Annotated in this window: 13 protein-coding genes; 9 read left to right on the forward strand and 4 right to left on the reverse strand. The window is 71.0% G+C overall.

Annotation, left to right across the window (positions count from 1 at the left end; genetic code table 11):
• Positions 1-22: 22 nt before the first annotated feature.
• The gene (locus ACYVF6_RS10475) at positions 23-3,991 is read left to right on the forward strand and encodes a CHAT domain-containing protein (protein WP_460519274.1); all 3,969 of its coding nucleotides are present in this window, start codon (positions 23-25) and stop codon (positions 3,989-3,991) included.
• Here the strand turns inward: ACYVF6_RS10475 and ACYVF6_RS10480 are convergent.
• Positions 3,979-5,103 carry a macro domain-containing protein gene (locus tag ACYVF6_RS10480; RefSeq protein WP_460519277.1) on the reverse strand — a complete coding sequence of 375 codons (1,125 nt, stop codon included), beginning with the start codon at positions 5,101-5,103 and terminating at the stop codon, positions 3,979-3,981. The two genes, ACYVF6_RS10475 and ACYVF6_RS10480, sit on opposite strands and share 13 nt — an antisense overlap.
• Positions 5,104-5,402: 299 nt before the next feature.
• On the opposite strand from ACYVF6_RS10480, the gene ACYVF6_RS10485 reads away from it, so the two are divergent.
• On the forward strand, positions 5,403-6,194 hold the full coding sequence (locus tag ACYVF6_RS10485; protein ID WP_460519280.1) for an LLM class oxidoreductase: 792 nt from the start codon (positions 5,403-5,405) through the stop codon (positions 6,192-6,194).
• A 3-nt stretch (positions 6,195-6,197) separates the two neighbouring features.
• Here the strand turns inward: ACYVF6_RS10485 and ACYVF6_RS10490 are convergent, their stop codons facing one another.
• Both ACYVF6_RS10490 and ACYVF6_RS10495 read right to left on the reverse strand, forming a co-directional pair.
• The gene (locus ACYVF6_RS10490) at positions 6,198-7,112 is read right to left on the reverse strand and encodes a prenyltransferase/squalene oxidase repeat-containing protein (RefSeq protein WP_460519283.1); all 915 of its coding nucleotides are present in this window, start codon (positions 7,110-7,112) and stop codon (positions 6,198-6,200) included.
• 57 nt (positions 7,113-7,169) lie between these two features.
• Positions 7,170-7,970, reverse strand: a complete 801-nt coding sequence (locus ACYVF6_RS10495; protein ID WP_460519286.1) for an IclR family transcriptional regulator — start codon at positions 7,968-7,970, stop codon at positions 7,170-7,172.
• 162 nt (positions 7,971-8,132) lie between these two features.
• Here ACYVF6_RS10495 and ACYVF6_RS10500 point away from each other — a divergent pair, with 162 nt between their 5' ends.
• The 5 genes from ACYVF6_RS10500 to ACYVF6_RS10520 all read left to right on the forward strand — a co-directional run bounded on the left by ACYVF6_RS10500 (position 8,133) and on the right by ACYVF6_RS10520 (position 15,401).
• Positions 8,133-9,698 (forward strand): SLC13 family permease, encoded by a 1,566-nt coding sequence (locus ACYVF6_RS10500; RefSeq protein WP_460519289.1) that lies wholly within the window; start codon positions 8,133-8,135, stop codon positions 9,696-9,698.
• Entirely contained in the window at positions 9,695-10,639 is a 945-nt protein-coding gene (locus ACYVF6_RS10505) for a quinone oxidoreductase family protein (protein ID WP_460519292.1), read from the forward strand. The genes ACYVF6_RS10500 and ACYVF6_RS10505 overlap by 4 nt, the downstream gene beginning before the upstream one ends.
• Positions 10,636-12,519 (forward strand): MmgE/PrpD family protein, encoded by a 1,884-nt coding sequence (locus ACYVF6_RS10510; protein ID WP_460519295.1) that lies wholly within the window; start codon positions 10,636-10,638, stop codon positions 12,517-12,519. Before ACYVF6_RS10505 ends, ACYVF6_RS10510 begins: the two co-directional genes overlap by 4 nt.
• 153 nt (positions 12,520-12,672) lie before the next feature.
• Positions 12,673-14,880, forward strand: a complete 2,208-nt coding sequence (locus ACYVF6_RS10515) for a beta propeller repeat protein (protein ID WP_460519298.1) — start codon at positions 12,673-12,675, stop codon at positions 14,878-14,880.
• Between the two features lie 29 nt (positions 14,881-14,909).
• A complete protein-coding gene (locus tag ACYVF6_RS10520; RefSeq protein WP_460519428.1) occupies positions 14,910-15,401 on the forward strand; it encodes a DUF899 family protein in 492 nt (163 codons plus the stop codon).
• 47 nt (positions 15,402-15,448) lie between these two features.
• Here the strand turns inward: ACYVF6_RS10520 and ACYVF6_RS10525 are convergent, their stop codons facing one another.
• Positions 15,449-16,243 (reverse strand): SDR family oxidoreductase, encoded by a 795-nt coding sequence (locus ACYVF6_RS10525; RefSeq protein ID WP_460519301.1) that lies wholly within the window; start codon positions 16,241-16,243, stop codon positions 15,449-15,451.
• Positions 16,244-16,453: 210 nt separating this feature from the next.
• On the opposite strand from ACYVF6_RS10525, the gene ACYVF6_RS10530 reads away from it, so the two are divergent.
• Positions 16,454-16,849: a YciI family protein gene (locus ACYVF6_RS10530; protein ID WP_460519304.1), complete on the forward strand. Its 396-nt coding sequence runs from the start codon at positions 16,454-16,456 to the stop codon at positions 16,847-16,849.
• Positions 16,849-18,093 carry an RNA polymerase sigma factor gene (locus ACYVF6_RS10535; RefSeq protein WP_460519307.1) on the forward strand — a complete coding sequence of 415 codons (1,245 nt, stop codon included), beginning with the start codon at positions 16,849-16,851 and terminating at the stop codon, positions 18,091-18,093. Before ACYVF6_RS10530 ends, ACYVF6_RS10535 begins: the two co-directional genes overlap by 1 nt.
• Positions 18,094-18,102 lie beyond the last annotated feature (9 nt).

Genomic DNA, 18,102 nt, shown 5'->3' on the forward strand with positions numbered 1-18,102 from the left:
CGACAAAATCGGGGACTCGGCGATGAGCGAGCTCGATCTTCAGATAGTCGACCAGCGGCTGGCACTGGGTGACCTGCTGTTCGAGAGGTATAACGACCGGCACGAGTCCGCGCAAGCCGATCCGGCCGACCTCCACGAAGCGATCCGGCAGGTCGAGCAGGCCCTGCCGCTCGTACCACCCGACTCCGAGATCAGGCAGCAGGCCCGCGAGTTGCTGTGCATGGCCTACACCGCCCGCGCTCACCTCACCGCCGACATCTCCCACGTCGAGGCCGCGCTCGGCCTGCTCCGCGAGCTGCTCGCCGACACCCCGGCAGACGCCGAGCTGCGCCCGCTCGTGCTCGCCGACCTTCTCGGAGTCTCCGACCTGCTCCCGGTTCCGGCCGACGGCAACGAACGGATCGCGGACCTCGACCTGCGAATCGGCTGGCTCGAGGAGCTGACCGGACGCCCGTCCGCCGATGACGACGACCCGGCACAACGGGCCTGGCTGCTCGGCTGGCTCGGGCTGAACCTCACCGAACGCGAGCTCAGGCGGCACGACGACGAGCTGGAGTCGCGCGCGCTCCGCGTCCTTGCAGACGCCGAACAGGTCCTGCCGTCCGACCTCGAGCTGAAGGGACGGGTGAGCCTGTCGCTGGGCGTCCTGCTCGCGTTCCGGTACATCCGATCCGACAGCTCCGAACGCAGCTTGCGAGACCGGGAACGTGCGATCGCCCGCTTGGAGCGGCCACCTGGCCCAGAACGTGACACGGAACCGCACGACCCGGACGACTTCCTGCGGAACGAGGCCGACTTCATGCTCGGCTTCCTGCTCTACTTCCGCGCCTGCCCGACGCCCGACGACGTCAGGTCGTGGGACGGGTCGCAGCTGCTCACACCTGGCGCGCGCGCCGACTTCGAACGCGCCGGGCAGCTCCTGAAAGCCGGGCTGGACCGCGGCGACGGTCCCGGCGAGTGGCGCGAGCTGGCCCGCGAGATGCTCGAATTCGCTGACCTGATCCGATCGGAGAAGGTGACCGATCGGGTCCTCAGCTTTCTGAGCGACAGTTCGTTCCTTGACGAGGCGCAGCAGACGCCGGGCATGCCGGACTTCGCCGTGCCGCTCGCTCGCGCTCTCGCGCTCGCCACGCGGGTCCAGCGAGGTGTCGTGGCCGAGACGTACGCCACCCCGCAGTTCAGGCAGGAGTGCGACCAGGCGATCCAGGCGCTGGACGAAGTGGCACCACTTGTCCAGCGGGAGTCCGACGACATGCGGGCAGCGCTGTCACACGGCCGGGCGATCGTACACAGCGTCAAGGGCCTCAGGTTCGGCTCGCCCGAGGATCTCGACGCCGCGATCGCGGCAGAGACCGAGGCACTGGAGCTGATGCCGCCCGGCCATCCTTCGCGAGTCGAAGCGCTGGCCCAGCTGGCGATCTGTGTTGGTGCCGCACGTGACCTGGGGCATCTCACCATCCCGCTCGATCGCGCGGTCACGGCGCTGTCCGAGGCACGTGACGATCCCGACGTTCCGGCGGCGCTCGGGCCGACCTTGGAGCTGGCGCTGGGGATGCTCGAGATCATGCGCTGGCGGGAGGCTCCGGGATCGGTCGACACCAGGACGGCGCTGAGCCACCTCAATCGCGCTCTGCAGCAGTCGGAGCCGGGCACCGACGGCCACCTGTCGGCGAGGCATCTCCTTGGCGTGGCGCTGATCGAGCGGTCCCGGATGCGCGGTGACAACCGTGACCTGGAGGCTGGATATCACGAGCTCAAGGCGGTGGAGGGCGAGCTCACCAGCCGTGCAGCCGGGCTGACCGCTGGGTGGAAGAACGTCCTGAATGACGTGAGGAGTGTCCTGGCGTGGGCCGAGATTCGCCGTTCCTCCATCGGCCTGGCCCCTGGAATCCCCTCTGAGCAGAGTGAGAACGCTTTCGTCCGGCTTCGTGCGACGCTCGCCGGACTCCCCTCCGACGATCCCAGGCGGCCGATGCTGCTGAGCATGCTGGGAATCACCTCCATCACTCTCGGCGTCCGGCAGGAGGAGCCGCGCAGGTTCGAGGAGGCGGTGGCCTACCTGTCCGCCGCGGTCGACGCGGCGACGCCTGGAACCGCGGTGCGGGCCCAACTGCAGGCCGAGGCCGGCAGAGCCATGGTCATGCACGGTGAGAGCAAAGTCGGCCGGAAGCTGATGGACCAGGGCATCGCGTTCCTCACCGAAGCGGTGGCGTTCGACGGATTCATGCCGGACGAGCGGAACCGCGCGATCTCGGCTCTGGGTGACGCACTGGTCCAGCGATATCAGCGCACCGGCGATCCGCGCGACCTCGACAGCGGCATCGGCTGGCTGGAGCAGGCCCGCGCGATGCGAGCCGGCACCCTGGGTGCGCCGACGACCGCTCACCAGCTCCGTAACCTCGCGATGGCGTACCGGCTCAAGGCCCACCGCACCCAACGGCCCAGCCGGCAGGCCGTCGACGCGGCTCGCGCGGCGCTGGCCGAGCAGGCACGCAACGTGCTCCTCCAGACCGGCGCGGAGCACGGGATCAGCGAGGTCAGGACGAGCCTGCACGACGTGTCGGAGTTCGCGTTCTGGTGCATCGACGACGGGCGGCCCGAGCTGGCGGTCGAACTGCTGGAGGTCGGCCGCGGGATGGTGCTGCACGCGGCCACCGCGGCGACGACCGTTCCCGCTCTGCTTCGCGAAGCGGGCAGTCCGGAGCTCGCGCAGGAGTGGGAGACGACGGCGGCGGAGTCGGACAGCGGGCAGGTCTACAACGACCTGCGCTACCGCGCGCTGGCACGGCTGGTCGGAAGCCCGGCCGACACCAGGCTGCAGGCTCCACCGCAGGTCGGAACGATCATCGACAACCTGCGGGCGGTCGGAGCGGACGCGCTGGTCTACCTCATGTCCGGCATCGACCAGCTGCCCGGCCGGGCGCTGCTGGTCACCGCGCAGGGCACGACTCCCACGCTCCGGTTGCCCAAGCTGCACGTCGAGCGGCACACCCAGGTGGCCAGGTACGCGCAGGCGCTCGGCGCCCGCGGGTCGGCGGGCGGAGCCGAGACCGGGCAGTGGCGGCAGGCGCTGGAGGACGTGTGCGACTGGGCGTGGCAGGCCGCGATGTCGGACCTGCTCGAGCTGGCCTCGACCTGGGAGCTGGGCAGGCCACCCCGGCTGATTCTCGTTCCGTGCGGACAGCTCGGCATCGTGCCGTGGCACGCCGCGCGTCATCGGGTCCGGAGGCAGCCGCGGTACGCCGTCCAGGATGCGGTCTTCTCCTACGCCGCATCAGCGCGTCAAATGGGGGACGCGCTGATGCGGCGGCCGCGTCCGTTCGGTGAGGCACCCGTCGTGGTGACGGGCTCCGACACCGGCCTGTCCGGCGTCCGGGTGGAGGCCGAGTTCCTGCGTTCCCGGATCTATCCCGGTTGTACGTTCCTCGACGGCGCGGCCGAGGCCGACGTACCCGACCAGATCCTGGCCCGCCTACCGGGCGGCACGGGACCGGCGGCGACCATGTTGCACATCGGCTGCCACGCACAAGGCGGCAGCACACCGGCGCACTCGCGGCTCACGCTGGACGAGCAGCAGCAGTTGCGGGTCGACCGGATCCTGCGGCAGGCCGAGGCGAGTGGCGGAGCAGGCGGAGGTCAGGAGGGTGCGCTGGTGGTGCTCGCGGCCTGCGTGAGCGACCTGGCCGAACACGACCACGACGAGGCGCTGACGTTGGCCACGGCGTTCCTGGCCGGCGGAGCGGCCAGCGTGGTGGGCACCCGCTGGTACACCGACGACGTGTCCACGTCGCTGCTGATGTGCATGTTCCACCACTACCTCCTTCGCCACGGCCGGCGGCCCGCCGACGCGTTGCGGTCTGCTCAGCTCTGGATGCTGGACCCGGACCGGGAGATGCTCGACGACCTTCCGCGGCGGATCACGGCGGCGCCGGCGTATCGCGACCTGACCGCGATCGAGTCGTGGGCGGCCGCCATCCATCACGGTTTGTAGGAAGGCTGTTCCGTGGCTCCGGACTCGAGCAGCGTGCGTACGATGACGGCCGTTCTGGACTCGCGCCTGGAGACGAAGTGGACGGTCCAGGTCGGGTCGGCCGCCAGTTCCTGCCGCACTGTCGACCAGATCCAGCCGAAGCTGACCTCGGGACCGAGGCCGCCACGTCCCGCACCCAGCAGGGGGAAGCAGATCGACCGCAGGGTGGGGTCGACGGCACGGCGTTCGCGGGCCGCGAGCTGGAACGTGTTGTGCGTGGCCCGCGCGATCGCCGCCGGGTCGACCTCGTACCCGCCTTGGAGCGGGACGACGACGGCCGCGTGGTAGATCCGCCGGATCGACCGCTCCGCCAGCTGTCCCGCCGACGTGGCCGCGACCGTGCCCGGCGCGACCGCCAGACCGGGACTGGCGTTGGCGTCGACCCAGGCACGCAGCTCCCGTTCGATCGTGTCCTCCTGGATCTCTCCACTCATGCCACTTCGTGCACCCGCTCGCCGGAGGGTCGCCGAAACCGAGGTGCGATAGGTCTTGGCCATCTCCAGGTAGACGTTCTCGGACGAGACCAGGATGTCGATGCCGCTCAGCAGGTCGATCGATGTGGTGTGCACGTGGAGCTCGACCTCGGCGTCTCCGAGCCGGAGCTGGAGCCGCCGGTCCGGCCGTGCCGCCGGGGCGGGTTCGCCGGCCGCCGCCGGCCCGGGCCGCGGTTCGCCGCAGAGGTTCAGGATCGCCTCCGCCACCTGGTTGACGACGGTGTGCTCCTGGGCCTTGCGGAACCGTTCGGTGCTGAGGCCGTAGATCTCCGCGGCCTTCCTGCGCCGGTCCTGTGCCGGCCAGTCCCTGGTTCCCTGCGCCAGGCAGAACGTGTATTGCGCGGCTTGCCCGAGTTGGCCGGTGCCGAGTCGCTCGACGGCCGTACGCAGCAACGCCTCGATCGCGGCCGGACGATGCCCGCTCGCGTTGGTAGCTCGCGCATGGATCTCGGCGGCCCGGCTCAGCGCGGGGAGCTCGAGCCAACGCAGCTGGACGAGGCCCCTCTCACGAAGCTGCCGAAGCTCCGACGTCAGATCGTCGTAGGTCGGCATCCCCGAGTCGCCTGCCACATTCGTCATCGTGCCCCAGGGTCGCCCGGCTGGCAACCGGCCCACGACCAGGTCCCGCACGAAGATGAGAACAGAACCCAGAGGAGGAGAAAGTGACATGGTTGAGTTCTCTGTTGTGGTCGGGCTCACGGTGGTCAGCTTCCTGGCCGGCCGGACCTGGCAATGGGTCGCTGACGCGCGCAAGGTCATGACGTTCCGCCGCAGGTCGCTCCTGTAGCGCCCGGCAGCTGGTCGAAACGCCTTGCTTCGTTGGGGTATCGCTCGTTCGTCTACCTGTCCAGGCCAGGGCTACGTAGACTGCGTCGCCTATGCTTACCGTCACCCCTCGTCCGGTCCGGATCGGTGTGCAGCTGGCACCGCAGCATGCCGACTACTCCGCGATCCGCCGCGCCGCCGCCCGGGCCGAGGAGCTCGGTGCGGACCTGCTCGTCAACTGGGACCACTTCTTTCCGCTCGGCAAGGTGCGGGACGGAAAGCACTTCGAGTGCTGGACGATGCTCGGCGCCTGGGCGGAGGCGACCTCACGGGTCGAGATCGGGCCGCTGGTGTCGTGCAACAGCTACCGCAACCCCGACCTGCTCGCCGACATGGCGCGGACGGTCGACCACATCAGCGGCGGCCGGCTGGTGCTTGGGATCGGTGCGGGTTTCAAGGAACGGGAGTTCCTCGAGTACGGCTACGAGTTCGGTACGCCGGGGGAACGGGTGGCCGGGCTGACCGCCGCGCTACCCCGGATCCGGCGGCGGCTGGATCAGCTGAACCCCGCACCGGTACGCCGGATTCCGATCCTGATCGCGGGCGGCGGGGAGAAGAAGTCGCTGCGGGTCGTGGCCGAGCATGCCGACATCTGGCACACGTTCGCCGAGGGTGAGGCGCACGCCCGCAAGGCCCGCGCGCTGGCCGAGCACTGCCAGGCGATCGGCCGCGACCCGGCCGAGATCGAGCACTCCGTGCACGTCGGCGGCGACCCGGTGGCGGTCGGTACGCCGTTGCGCGAGCTCGGCGTCTCCCTGTTCACCATCAGCACCAGTGGCCCCGACTACGACCTCGCCCCGGCCCGCGACTGGCTCGCCTGGCGCGACGAGCAGAACGCGAGCTAGACCTCAGCCGCGGCCGTCGTACCAGCGCAGCACGCGCAGGGCGCGCAGCGTGTTCCAGCGGCTCGGCTGTCCCTCGCCGTTGTCGATGGCGAAGTGCACCTCGCCGGGATGTGGGTTCTCCAGCGGCCAGCGCCCGTCCTCCGCCTGCTTCGAGCGAACGAGGGCGACGGCCTCCGACATCCGCTCGTCGGGTTCGACGCCGGCCGCGCGCAGGTGGTCGAGGCCGCGGAGGACGTCGTAGAGGTAGTACGTCGGGAACGAGAACCGCGTCCAGTCCTCGTCGATCGGCTCGCCCGTCGACAGGCGGCGGAGCAGCCGTCGATCGAGGAGATACTCCTGACCCGCCCGCCGGGCCGCGGCCAGCTCCGGTGTGTCGCCCGCGGCCCCGGCATACTCCAGGAGCCCTTCCAGCACACAGATCGTGGTGTGGAACGAGCCGCGCTTGGAGCCGCGTTCCTGGTCGCAGTTCCAGCCGCCGTCGGCCATCTGCTCGCCGAGCAGCCGGTCCACGATCGTCCGCACATCCTGGCCGAAGTACGCGCCGATCGCCACCGCCGTGCCGTTGATGCACGGTTCGATCTCGCCCTGGAAGAACGGCAGGTCGTCGCACTCCCATCGGGCGTTGGCGTCGACCAGGGCGACCGCGCGCCGGGCCGGGTCGCTCGCCGGGTCGAGGCCGAGGTCGCGCAGCAGTGTGAGCGTGTACGCCGTCGACGTCCACAGGGGAAAGTAGGTCCCGCCACCCCACCGGCCGTCCTCCGCCTGCAGGGCGAGGAGCCTCGCGCCCCAGCCCGAGGTCGTGACCTTCGAGCGTTCGGCCGCGACCACCTCCGCGGGCGTGTCGGTGAGGTCACGCATCACCTGCCAGCGGATCGACGGGTCCGAGTCGAGCAACCAGGCCAGCACGTTCTCGTTCATGAACCGCACGCTAGGCCAGGTTCCGGACGCTCGGCTTCCGGAATGCGACCAGCCGCTTCAGGAAACCGATCCGAGCCGCTCCGAGAGCTGAGCCGCAGCCTCCTTGGCGACCGGCACCAGCGCCAGCAGGTCGTCCCGGCCGGCGCGGACGGAGGGAATCGAGATGCTCAGCGCGGCCGCCACTCCACGGTGGTCGCGGACCGGTACGGCGAGCGCCACCACGCCCGGCACACGTTCCTCCAGCGAGAGCGCGAACTCCTGCTCGCGGATCAACGCCAGCTCGGCCGCGAACTCGGCCGCCGACAGCTCGCCACCGTCGTTGGCCTTGGGCAGCGGCCCGTCGAGCACGCGCTGCCGTACGTCGTCGTCCGCGAACGCGAGCAACAGCTTCCCCGGCGCGCCCTGGTGTGGCGGCCGGGGTGCGCCGAGGTCGGTGTAGGTGCGCCGGAGCGGACGCGGCGACTCGGCCTGCGCGATGGTCCGCCGGCTGGGCAGCCCGTCCATGATGTGCAGCCCGACGGTCTCGCCAGTACGGTCGCGCAGCCAGGCCATCACCGGCCCGGCCTGCCGGTCCAGCGACAGCTGCTGCCGGGCGACCTCGGCGAGCCCGAGCAGCCGCGGCCCGAGACTGTACGAAGCGCTGTCGGGCACCTTGGCCAGCAGCCCGTGCGAGACCAGCGCGGTCACCAGCCGATGCGTAGTGCCACGGCTCAGCCCGGTGGCCCGGGCCAGCTCGGTGACGCCGACCACCGGCCGGGACGTCGAGAAGACCGCGAGCAGCGAAACCGCGCGGTCGATCGACTGCACGCCCGGCAACCCCTGCCGTTCGCCGGCCTGGTCACCCACCTCGCTCGACATCACCGCGACCTCCGAATCGCAACAGTACTGGCGAGCCCGCCAGCGCCTTTCGCACTGGCCAGCGCCGGACGCCGGGCTTGTCCCGGTACGACCGGCCGCCATAGTCTGCCCGTATTGTAGGCAAGGAGCCCACATAGCGGGCACCAGCGAGGAGGCTGGAGCGTGGCGGTCAGCGACCAGCAGGAAGCGGAACACCCGAAGACTCAGACGACGAACCCGGAGCCGCAGGCGAGGTTCGACACCATCCGAGCCCGGGTCGGGCTCGTGGTCGGCCCGCTGGCGTTCGCCGCGATGGCGTTGCTGCCGACCGGCCTGAGCGGCCCGCAACGTTCGCTCGCGGCGGTGTTCGTGCTGGTGATCGTCTGGTGGATCACCGAAGCGGTCCCGCTCGCGGTGACCGCGCTGCTCGGCATCGTGCTCTGTGTCCTGCTCGGGGTGGGCGACGAGGACACCGTGTTCGGCGCGTTCGGCAGCGACACGATCTTCGTCTTCCTCGGCGGCTTCGTGATCGCCCGCGCGATGAGCGTGCACGGACTCGACCGGCGGCTGGCGTTCCGCATCCTGTCGATCCGGGGTGTCGCCCGGTCGCCGGTACGCATGGTGGTCGCGTTCGGCGCGATGACCGCGCTGGTGTCGGCGTTCATCTCGAACACCGCCACGGCGGCGATGGTGTTCCCGATCGGCCTCGGCATCATCGGTGCGGTCAGCGCGATCAGCACCACGACGACCGGCCGTGACCTGCGCCAGTCGCGGATCTCGATGGCGCTGATGCTGATGATCGCGTACGGCGCCAGCATCGGCGGCCTGTTCACGCCGATCGGCGCACCGCACCAGCTGATCGGCCGCGACCTGGTGGAGAAGCAGAGCGGCCGGACGATCGGTTTCCTCGAATGGGTCACGCTGTTCGCGCCGATCGTCATCGTGATGTTCGTCGTGCTCTGCGTCGTGCTGCTGTGGATGAACCGGCCCGAGGTGAAGCAGCTGACCGGCGCGGAGGAGTACATCGCGCGGGAACGCGCCAAGCTCGGCGGCCTGAGCCGCGGTGAACGCAACACGCTGGTGGCGTTCGTGCTGGCCGTCGTGCTGTGGACCGGCCCGGGCTTCCTGCAGCTGATCCTCGGCGAGGACAACGCGCTCGTGGAGTGGGTGCTCGAGCACGTGACCGAGGGCGTCGCCGCGATCCTGGCCGCGTCCGTACTCTTCCTGCTCCCGCTGGGCAAACCGGCCCAGGCAGGTGCACCGCGCAAGGCCACCCTCGGCTGGTCGGACGCCGCGCGAATCGACTGGGGCACGATCCTGTTGTTCGGTGCCGGCATCGTGCTCGGCAAGCTCAGCTCGGAGACCGGGCTGGCCAAGACGATCGGCAACGGGCTCGCCGATCTGCTGGGCGTGTCCGGACTGGTCGGTGTCACGATCCTGGCTGCGGTCACGGCGCTGCTGGTGTCGGAGACCACGAGCAACACAGCGAGCGCGGGCATCGTGGTGCCGATCGTCGTACCGATCGCGCAGGCGATCGGCGTCGACCCGCTGATCCCTGGTCTGGTGGCGACCGCCGCCGCGGGCTACGGCTTCATGCTGCCGGTGTCGACGCCGCCGAACGCGATCGTCTACGGATCCGGCCTCGTACCCATCACGCGGATGGTGCGCTCCGGCATCGTGTTCGACATCCTGGGCGTCACCGTCCTCGTCGCCGGGGTGCTCCTCCTGGCACCGATACTCGGCCTATGAACGAACGCACGCGTGTGGTCTACGACCAAGCCGCTCCCGAAGGTGTCCGCCTGGTTCGCGAACTTGCCCCTGCGCCGGGCGAAGGAGAGGTGCTGCTCGCCGTCCGGTACGCCGCGCTGAACGCGGCCGACCTGCACCGCCGCGACGAGCGCGGGCCTGGAATCGAGGTCGCCGGAACGGTCGTCGTCGGTGCTGGTGCCTTGCCGGGTGCGTGGTTGTTCGGGCTGGTGGATCGTGGTGGACTCAGCGACCTGGTGCTCGCGCGTACGGACCTGCTGACGCCTGTTCCGGTCGGGCTCGACGAGCAGGCGGCGGCCGCCGCGCCGGAGGCGTTCATCGTCGCCGTGGATGCGCTGGCCGACGAGGACAGCGGACCGGTGCTGGTCACCGGTGCGTCGAGCGGCGTGGGGCTGGCGTGCGTCCAGCTCGCCGTCGCCGCCGGGCTTCCGACGATTGCCGTGGCGCGGCATGCCGCCGGGCGCGAGCTCCTCACCGAGCTGGGCGCGGTGGCGGTCGACGGTCCGGAGGCCGCCGCTGCGGCTTGCGAACAACGTGGCGCGCCTCGCCGGCTGGTCGACTTCGCCGGCGGACCGGACCTGGCCCGGTACCTGGAGGTGCTGGCACCCGGCGCCGAAGTCGTGCTGATCGGCGCACTGGCCGGCCAGACCGTACCGCTGCACCTGCCCACAGTCATCGGCAAGCAGCTCCGGCTGCGCGGAGCCACCATGGGCCGGCGGGGTCACGAAGCTCGCCGGGCGGCAGTGGCCCGGTTCGCGGAAGCGGTGGTCCCGCAGCTGGCCGCGGGGACGGCACGCCCGCTGGTGCACGCGGTCATCCCCGCCACGAAACCCGAGACGGCGTTCGCCGAGATGAGGCGGTCCGGCAAGACCGGCAAGGTCCTCATCACCTTCGACTCCGACAACCCAGGAAGGCCTGCATGACGATCGACGCCCTCGCCGAGGCGCTCACGGCCGCGGCGGACAAGCCGCTCCCACCCGATGTGGAGGCTGCGGCCCGTCGCACGCTGCTGAACGTCGTCGCGACAGCGGTCGGTGCCAGCCGGCAGGTGGCCGTGGATGCCGTGGTGGGGATGTCTCTCGCCTCCGGCGGCGGGCTCGCATCGGTGCCGGGCCGATCCGAACGTGTCGCGCCGGCGGACGCCGCGCTGGCGACGGGCGTCGCCGCGCACCTGGACGACTTCGACGACACCCACCTGGCGACCGTGATCCATCCGGGCGCTGCCTGCCTCGGCGTACTCACGGCGCTCGCGCCAAAGATCGGCGCGCTGCCGGCTTCGGACGTCCTGCACGCGTTCGCCTGGGGCTGCGAGGTGCAGCTCCGGCTGGGGATGGCGGTGTCGCCGTCGCACTACGACCTCGGCTGGCACATCACCGGTACGTGCGGAACGATCGGCGCGGCCACGACCGCCGGGCTGTTGCTCGGGCTGCGCGGGCGTTCGCTCGCCGGCGCGATGGCCTGGGCGCTGGAGGGTGCGCTCGGTACGCGGGAGGGGTTCGGCTCGATGGCCAAGCCGTTCCATCCGGGCCGGGCCGCCGCTGCCGGGCTGGCGGCCGCGCGGCTCGCCGTCGCCGGCGCACCCAGCCCGCGCGATCCGCTCACCGGGCCGGACGGGTTCGTCGCGCGGCTGACCCGTGCGTACGAGCCCGACCAGTTGCTCGGTGAGCTGGGCGAGCGGTTCGAGCTGCGCCGCAACACGTTCAAGCCGTACCCGTGCGGGATCGTCACGCATCCGGTGATCGAGGCCGCCGAGCTGCTGTCCGGTGAGCTGCGGGATGCCGGCGGGGCCGAGGCCGTCACCGAGGTCGTCGTGCGGTGCCATCCGCTGGTGCCCGAGCTGACCGGCAACCTGCAGCCGAAAGACGGGCTGCAGGCCAGGTTCTCGACAGCGCACGGAGCCGCGGCCGGGCTGCTGCTCGGCACCGTGGACCTGCGGGCGTACGACGACGAGTTCGTTCAGTCGGCCGCGGCGTCCCGGATGCGCAGGCTGGTCCGGCTCGAGCCCGACGGTGGCTACGACCGGGCGGAGGCGACGGTGACGGTCAGGACGGCCTGCGGGTCGTACTCCCGGCACGTACCGGTGGCGCGCGGCAGCCTCGACCGGCCGCTCACCGACGAAGAGCTGTGGACCAAGGCGACCGGGCTGGTCGAGCCGGTCCTGCCCGGTCGTACCGACGCCGTGGTCGCTGCCGTCGCGGCCGACGGGCCGGGCTATCTCACGGCCGTCCTCGACGCGTGTACGCCGGCGGCCGGCGTCGCAGATGCCGCAGGTGTCCAGGCTCCGAGCGCTGTGCTCTCAGGTGATCTTCCTCCGGACGACCCGCGCGCCCGCGCGCTGGCGGCCGTGACCGGCGACGGCCTGCAGGCCGCGGTCGCCGCCGCGGTGTCGGCCGGCGGGGGTGCCGGAGGAGGTGCCGGAGGAGGTGACAGCCAAGGAGAGGACCCGGCCAGGGCAGTGGTGTTCGGCGTCGAGCAGGCCCGCCGGCTGGCGGACCGGCTCGGCGCGCCCCCCGACACCCTCGCCCTGGCCGGGTCGGCTGTCGCGGTCTCTGCCGCGCGTGGCCTCGATCCGGCAGCGAGCCTGCACGCACTCGGCCTCGCCGCCACCCAGTGCACCACCGTCCGTGGCACCCTCGACGGCCTGCCGGACGACGCCGCGGCCGAGGTCCGGGCCACCCGCACCAGGCTGGCCGCCGCAGCCGGAGTGGAGGCCGTCCTCCTTGCGGAGCGGGGATTCACCGGCCCGGCCGATCCGCTCGAGGGCAGGCGCGGCCTGATCGCCCTCCTGACAGCTTCGGGCTGAGCGGGGCTGGCCAACTCCCTTGTCCTGTGGGACATTGCGGCGGGGGCACCGACTTCAGGGAGGGTCGTGCCGATGTCGCTGCGGCGGATTGTGCTTGCCAGCTTGTCCCCTTTGCTCCTGCTGCCACTTTCGGCAGTGCCGGCCGTGGGAGAAATGTCCGGCGAAATCCGCGTACAGGAAGGGAGTCCGGAAGGCCCGGCCCGTCCTGGTGAGTGGAAGGCGCGGCAGGACACCTCGGGTGGTGCCGGTCTTCCCGCCCATGCGCTCACCGATGCCGCGAAGCAGGCGAAGCGGATCCCGTCCGTCGGGCCCGCCTGGCGGCTCGAAGGTCCGACCAACGTCGGTGGGCGGATCACGAGCCTGGCCGTCGATCCCACGCAGCCGGACACGGTGTACGCGGCGGCCGCGAGCGGTGGCGTGTGGAAGAGCACCGACCGCGCGACCACGTTCAGCTCGGTCTGGCCGCACGACTATCCGCAGGCGATCGGCGCGATCGCGGCCGCACCCGACGGCACGATCTACGCCGGCACCGGGGAGTCCAATCCGGGTGGCGGATCGATCACGTACGAAGGCGACGGGATCTACAAGTCCACCAACGGCGGCCGGACCTGGACCAACCTCGGCCTGCGCGACTCGTCCACGATCTCGCTGATCCAGCTGGATCCGGCAGACCCCAGCCGAATCTTCGTCGCGGTGACCGGCTCGCTGTTCCGGCCGGGTGGCGAGCGCGGTATCTACCGTTCGCTGAACGGCGGCAGGACCTGGCGTCGCGTGCTCGCCGGCACGACCTCCACCACCGGCGGCAACGTCGTCGCGATCGATCCGGCGAATCCCAACCGGGTCTGGGCGACGCTGTGGGATCGGCAGCGACTGCCGGACCTGCGCCGTTACGGCGGAACCGGATCCGGCGTCTACCGGTCGGCGGACGGTGGCGACACCTGGACGCGGCTGGAGAACGTGGTCACGCCCACGCCCGGCGACGACATCGGCCTGCGTCCCGACCCTCGGCTCGGCCGGATCGGGCTGGCGATCGCGCCCGGCAACCGGGTCTACGTGCTGACGTCTACCTACACCGCGTTCGGCGACCAGAAGGGCTTCTACGTCTCCGACGACGGCGGCGACACGTTCGACACCCGCACGCTTCCCGGCGGCGGAGCGCCGTACTGGTGGTTCGGCCACGTCTGGGTCGACCCGGCCGATCCGCTGCACCTGTTCGTGCCCGCGGTGCAGCTGCGCGAGTCGACCGACGGCGGCACCACCTGGACGACCAACGCGGGCATGCAGGCCGACAACCACGCCATCGCCTGGGATCCGAAGGTGCCGGGCCGGGTGTACGAGGGCAACGACGGCGGCGCGTACCGATCGGACACCAACGGCTCGAGCCGGAGCTGGGTCAAGGCGACCTACGAGCCGTACACGCAGTTCTACTCCGTCGCGGTGAGCGCGCAGGACGCCACCCGGATCGCCGGTGGCACCCAGGACAACGGATCCCTGCGTACGTGGGGCGGCGTGCGCTGGAACTCCTACGGCGGAGGCGACGGTGAGCAGAACCTCATCAACCCCGTCGACCAGGAGACCGTCTACAACTGCTCGCAGTTCGGCGCCTGCCGGCGTTCACTCGACGGCGGGACGACGTTCACAGGGCTGCAGGGTGCGGAGTCGGACCGGTGGAACTGGTTCAGCCCGCTGGAGTTCGCGCCGGACGACCCGCGGGTCGTGTACTTCGGCGGCAACCGGCTCAACCGCTCGACCGACGGCCTCACGTTCACGCCGATCAGTCCTGACCTGAGCGGCGGTCCCGGACAGGACCCGGCGTACCCGTTCGGCACGCTGACGACCGTGTGGTCGGCGAAGTCGCAGCCGTCCCGCATCCTCGCCGGCACCGACGACGGCCGGCTGTGGCGAACGGACGACACGGGCGCCACCTGGCAGTTGCTCCTCACCGGCCGGCCCTGGGTGACCCGGGTGAAGATCGACGACCGGCGGCCGAGCCAGGCCTACGTCACGCTGTCGGGCTACCGCGCCGGCACGGGCGACGGCCACGTGCTGTGGACGGTCGACGCGGGCCGGTCGTGGCGTGACATCACGGGAAACCTGCCGAACACTCCGGTCAACGACGTGGTGATCGGACCGTACGGTCTCCTGTTCATCGCGACCGATGTGGGCGTGTTCGCCGGTCCACCGGCGGGCAGGTTCTGGCTGCGGATCGGGCGCGACCTGCCGCTGGCTTCGGTGACCGACCTGGAGTACCACGCGGGCACCGGCCGGCTGTTCGCCGCGACCTTCGGCCGAGGGGTCTACAGCCTTCCACTCACCTCCCAGCTCACCGCGACCCTCCGAACGGCGGCCGGTGCCCACTAGCCACCACGGCGGCGCGGCCTGCCCACCGGATCGCGGACCGGGACACCTACCAGGCCGAGCTCGACGCACTGCGGATCAGGGAGAAGGCGCACACCCGCGAAGGCGACGCGATCGCCGCGGCGCGGAGGCGGCTGCCGCTGGTCGAGTGCGGGGGCTGCACGTTCTTCACCGGCCAGGTCCGTGAGCTGTCCTACCTGCACGCACGTGACGTCACCTACGCCACGTTCTGCCAGGGCCCGTACGAGGCGAGCGTCCGCTACCGCGACGTCATGGGCCGGGACCACCTGCCGTGGTACTCCGCCGAGCCGTCGCTCGGCACGCTGCTCGGCGGGCGCGGCCCGTTCGTCCTGGCCTGCTACCTCCGCGACGGCGACCGCGTCTTCGAGACGTACTGGACCACGGGCCGCGGCGTCGAGGTGATGGGCCCGGTCCTCGGCCTGCTGGACCGCTCGATCTACGGCCGCCAGGAGGCCTGGGAGGACTCACCCGAGGGCACGCCCCGGATCAACGGCGACTCCTGACGGATCGACGGGCGGCCGGCCGCTTAGTAGCAGCGGCTGGCCGCCGGTCACTCCGACGCGTAGTCGTACGCCGCGCGGGGCACCTGGGTCGCGTACTTGCCGCCGCTCACGTCGACGAGCGTTCCGGTGATGTACGCGGCCTGCTCCGACGCCAGGAAGCACACGAGGTTGGCGACGTCCTCGGTCGCGCCCCAACGGCGCAGCGTGAGCATGTCCAGCAGCTTCTCCTGCTGCTCCGGTGGCCGTTCGTCGAAGTGGTTCATCTGCGTGGGGATCATGCCGGGCGCGTAGGCGTTCACCGTGATCCCCCACGGACCCAGCTCGCCGGCCAGCACCCGGCTGAAGTGGGCCACGGCGGCCTTCGCCGAACCGTAGGCCGCACCACCGACCGTCGGCATGATCGCGGCGAACGAGGCGGCGTTGATGATGCGGCCCCAGCGGCGTTCCTTCATCACCGGCACGACCGCCTTCGACAGCAGGAACGTACCGGTCAGGTTGACGTCGTGGCAGCGCCGCCAGGCCTCCTCCGACAGCACGTCGACAGCACCACCTGCCGTGATGCCCGCGTTGTTGACCAGGATGTCGACCTGCCCGAACGCGGCGACCGCCGCCGCGACGCACTCGGCGGCGCGTGCGGAGTCGGTGACGTCACATTCGAACTGCAGCGAGGGCGGGCTCCCCGCGGCCGACAGCTCCGAGCCGAGGTCGGCCAGGCCCTCCTCGTTGACGTCGAGCGCGACCGTACGGACGCCCTCCTCGGCGAACCTCCGCACCAGATCCCGGCCGATCCCGCGGGCGGCTCCGGTGACGATGGCGACTCGTCCTTCCAAGTTGATGTGCATCCCTCCAACGTGTCAGAAGCTTCCGCCCCAGGTCACGGCCTGCTTCCCCACTCGGCCGACCGTTGTCGGCCCAGGGCCCGCCCAGGGCCGGCTCGGAGTCGACGGAGAAAAGTCAAAACTTCTGGAGGCGGGTGTAGAAATCGGCGCTTGGTCGTTCGACGGGGAGGTGAAAGCAAGCAGGCGAGAGCTACAGAGAGCTGGGAGACACAGATGAAGGTCATGGTTCTGATCAAGGGCACCGGCGCGGACGAGGACAAGATCGCCCCGAACCAGGAAATGATGGAGGCGATGGGCGCCTACAACGAGAAGCTGGTCAAGGCCGGCATCATGCTCGACGGCGGCGGGCTCAAGCCCAGCTCGGCAGGCGCCCAGGTCGTCTTCGAGAAGGGTACGACCTCCGTGGTGGACGGCCCGTTCACCGAGTCCAAGGAGATCATCGCGGGCTACTGGGTGTGGCAGGTCAGCACATTGGAGGAGGCTATCCAGTGGGTCAGGCAGTGCCCGACCGACCCTGACAGTGGCCTGCGCGAAACGATCGAGATCCGGCCCTACTACGAAGAGGCCGACTTCGAGAACCTTCCGGCTTCGGGCGCTCAGGGCGCCTGATGGACGTGCGGCGCACGGTCGAAGCGGTCTGGCGGATGGAGTCCGCGCAGCTCGTGGCCTACCTGGCCCGGCTGGTCCAGGATGTCGGGCTGGCCGAGGAGCTCGCGCAGGACACGTTCGCCGGCGCGCTCGAGCAGTGGCCGCGAGACGGGGTGCCCGACAACCCCGGCGCCTGGCTGACGACGACCGCCAGGCGCCGGGCGATCGACCTGATCCGGCGGGAACGGCTGCGTGACGACAAGTACGCCCAGCTCGCCGCCGACCAGGACGCGCACGCGCCGGCGGCGGGATCGAGTGAGGACCTGCTGTCGCTGGTGTTCGTCGCCTGCCATCCCATGCTGGCCCGCGAGGCCCGGGCCGCGCTGGCGCTGCGGATGGTCGCCGGGCTCAGCACCGAGGAGATCGCCCGCGCGTTCCTGGTGCCGACCGGCACGATGGCGCAGCGGATCACCCGGGCCAAGCGGACGCTCGCCGAGGCGGGCGTGCCGTTCCGGCAGCCCGACGCAGAGGAGCTGCCCGCCAGGCTCTCTGCCGTCCTCGAGGTCGTCTACCTCATCTTCAACGAGGGCTACACCGCCTCGGCGGGCAAGCAGTGGATCCGCCGCGAGCTGGCCGAGGACGCCATGCGGCTCGGCCGCGTGCTGGCCGGGCTGATGCCGGCCGAGCCCGAGGTGCTCGGGCTGGTCGCGCTGATGGAGTTGCAGGCCTCGCGGTTCGCGACCCGCGTCGACGCGCGCGGGGCAGCCGTACTCCTGGAGGACCAGGACCGCTCGCGCTGGGACCGCACGCTGATCGCACACGGGCTGGCGAGCCTGGCGCAGGCGAAGCGAGCCGGCCGGCCGCTTGGTCCGTACACCATCCAGGCGGCGATCACGGCCTGCCATGCCCGCGCGCCGAGCTTCGCCGGCACCGACTGGCAGGCGATCATCGCGCTCTACGACGCGCTCAGCCAGCTCGCGCCGTCGCCGATCGTCGAGTTGAACCGGGCTGTCGCGCTGCTGTACGCCGACGGGCCGGACGTCGCGCTGGCCGCCCTCGACCCGTTGCGCGACGACCCTCGCCTGGCCCGCTATCACCTGCTCGGCGCCGTCCGCGGCGACGTCCTCCTCCGGCTGGGCCGGCACGCCGAAGCGGCCGAGGAGCTGGAACGCGCGGCCGGCCTGGCTCCGACCCCGCACGAGCGCCACCTCCTGATGGGACGAGCGGCGGCCGTTGCTGCCAGATCAGCCGCTACTGATGAGTAGGAACCTCTT

It is taken from the genome of Flindersiella endophytica (assembly GCF_054779015.1).

What these genes read in the sequence shown, in the direction of transcription:
- ACYVF6_RS10475 (WP_460519274.1), top strand. Translation starts at nt 23, where the DNA reads ATGAGCGAGCTCGATCTTCAGATAGTCGACCAGCGGCTGGCACTGGGT.
- ACYVF6_RS10480 (WP_460519277.1), bottom strand. Translation starts at nt 5,103, where the DNA reads ATGACGAATGTGGCAGGCGACTCGGGGATGCCGACCTACGACGATCTG.
- ACYVF6_RS10485 (WP_460519280.1), top strand. Translation starts at nt 5,403, where the DNA reads ATGCTTACCGTCACCCCTCGTCCGGTCCGGATCGGTGTGCAGCTGGCA.
- ACYVF6_RS10490 (WP_460519283.1), bottom strand. Translation starts at nt 7,112, where the DNA reads ATGAACGAGAACGTGCTGGCCTGGTTGCTCGACTCGGACCCGTCGATC.
- ACYVF6_RS10495 (WP_460519286.1), bottom strand. Translation starts at nt 7,970, where the DNA reads ATGTCGAGCGAGGTGGGTGACCAGGCCGGCGAACGGCAGGGGTTGCCG.
- ACYVF6_RS10505 (WP_460519292.1), top strand. Translation starts at nt 9,695, where the DNA reads ATGAACGAACGCACGCGTGTGGTCTACGACCAAGCCGCTCCCGAAGGT.
- ACYVF6_RS10510 (WP_460519295.1), top strand. Translation starts at nt 10,636, where the DNA reads ATGACGATCGACGCCCTCGCCGAGGCGCTCACGGCCGCGGCGGACAAG.
- ACYVF6_RS10515 (WP_460519298.1), top strand. Translation starts at nt 12,673, where the DNA reads ATGTCCGGCGAAATCCGCGTACAGGAAGGGAGTCCGGAAGGCCCGGCC.
- ACYVF6_RS10525 (WP_460519301.1), bottom strand. Translation starts at nt 16,243, where the DNA reads ATGCACATCAACTTGGAAGGACGAGTCGCCATCGTCACCGGAGCCGCC.
- ACYVF6_RS10530 (WP_460519304.1), top strand. Translation starts at nt 16,454, where the DNA reads ATGAAGGTCATGGTTCTGATCAAGGGCACCGGCGCGGACGAGGACAAG.
- ACYVF6_RS10535 (WP_460519307.1), top strand. Translation starts at nt 16,849, where the DNA reads ATGGACGTGCGGCGCACGGTCGAAGCGGTCTGGCGGATGGAGTCCGCG.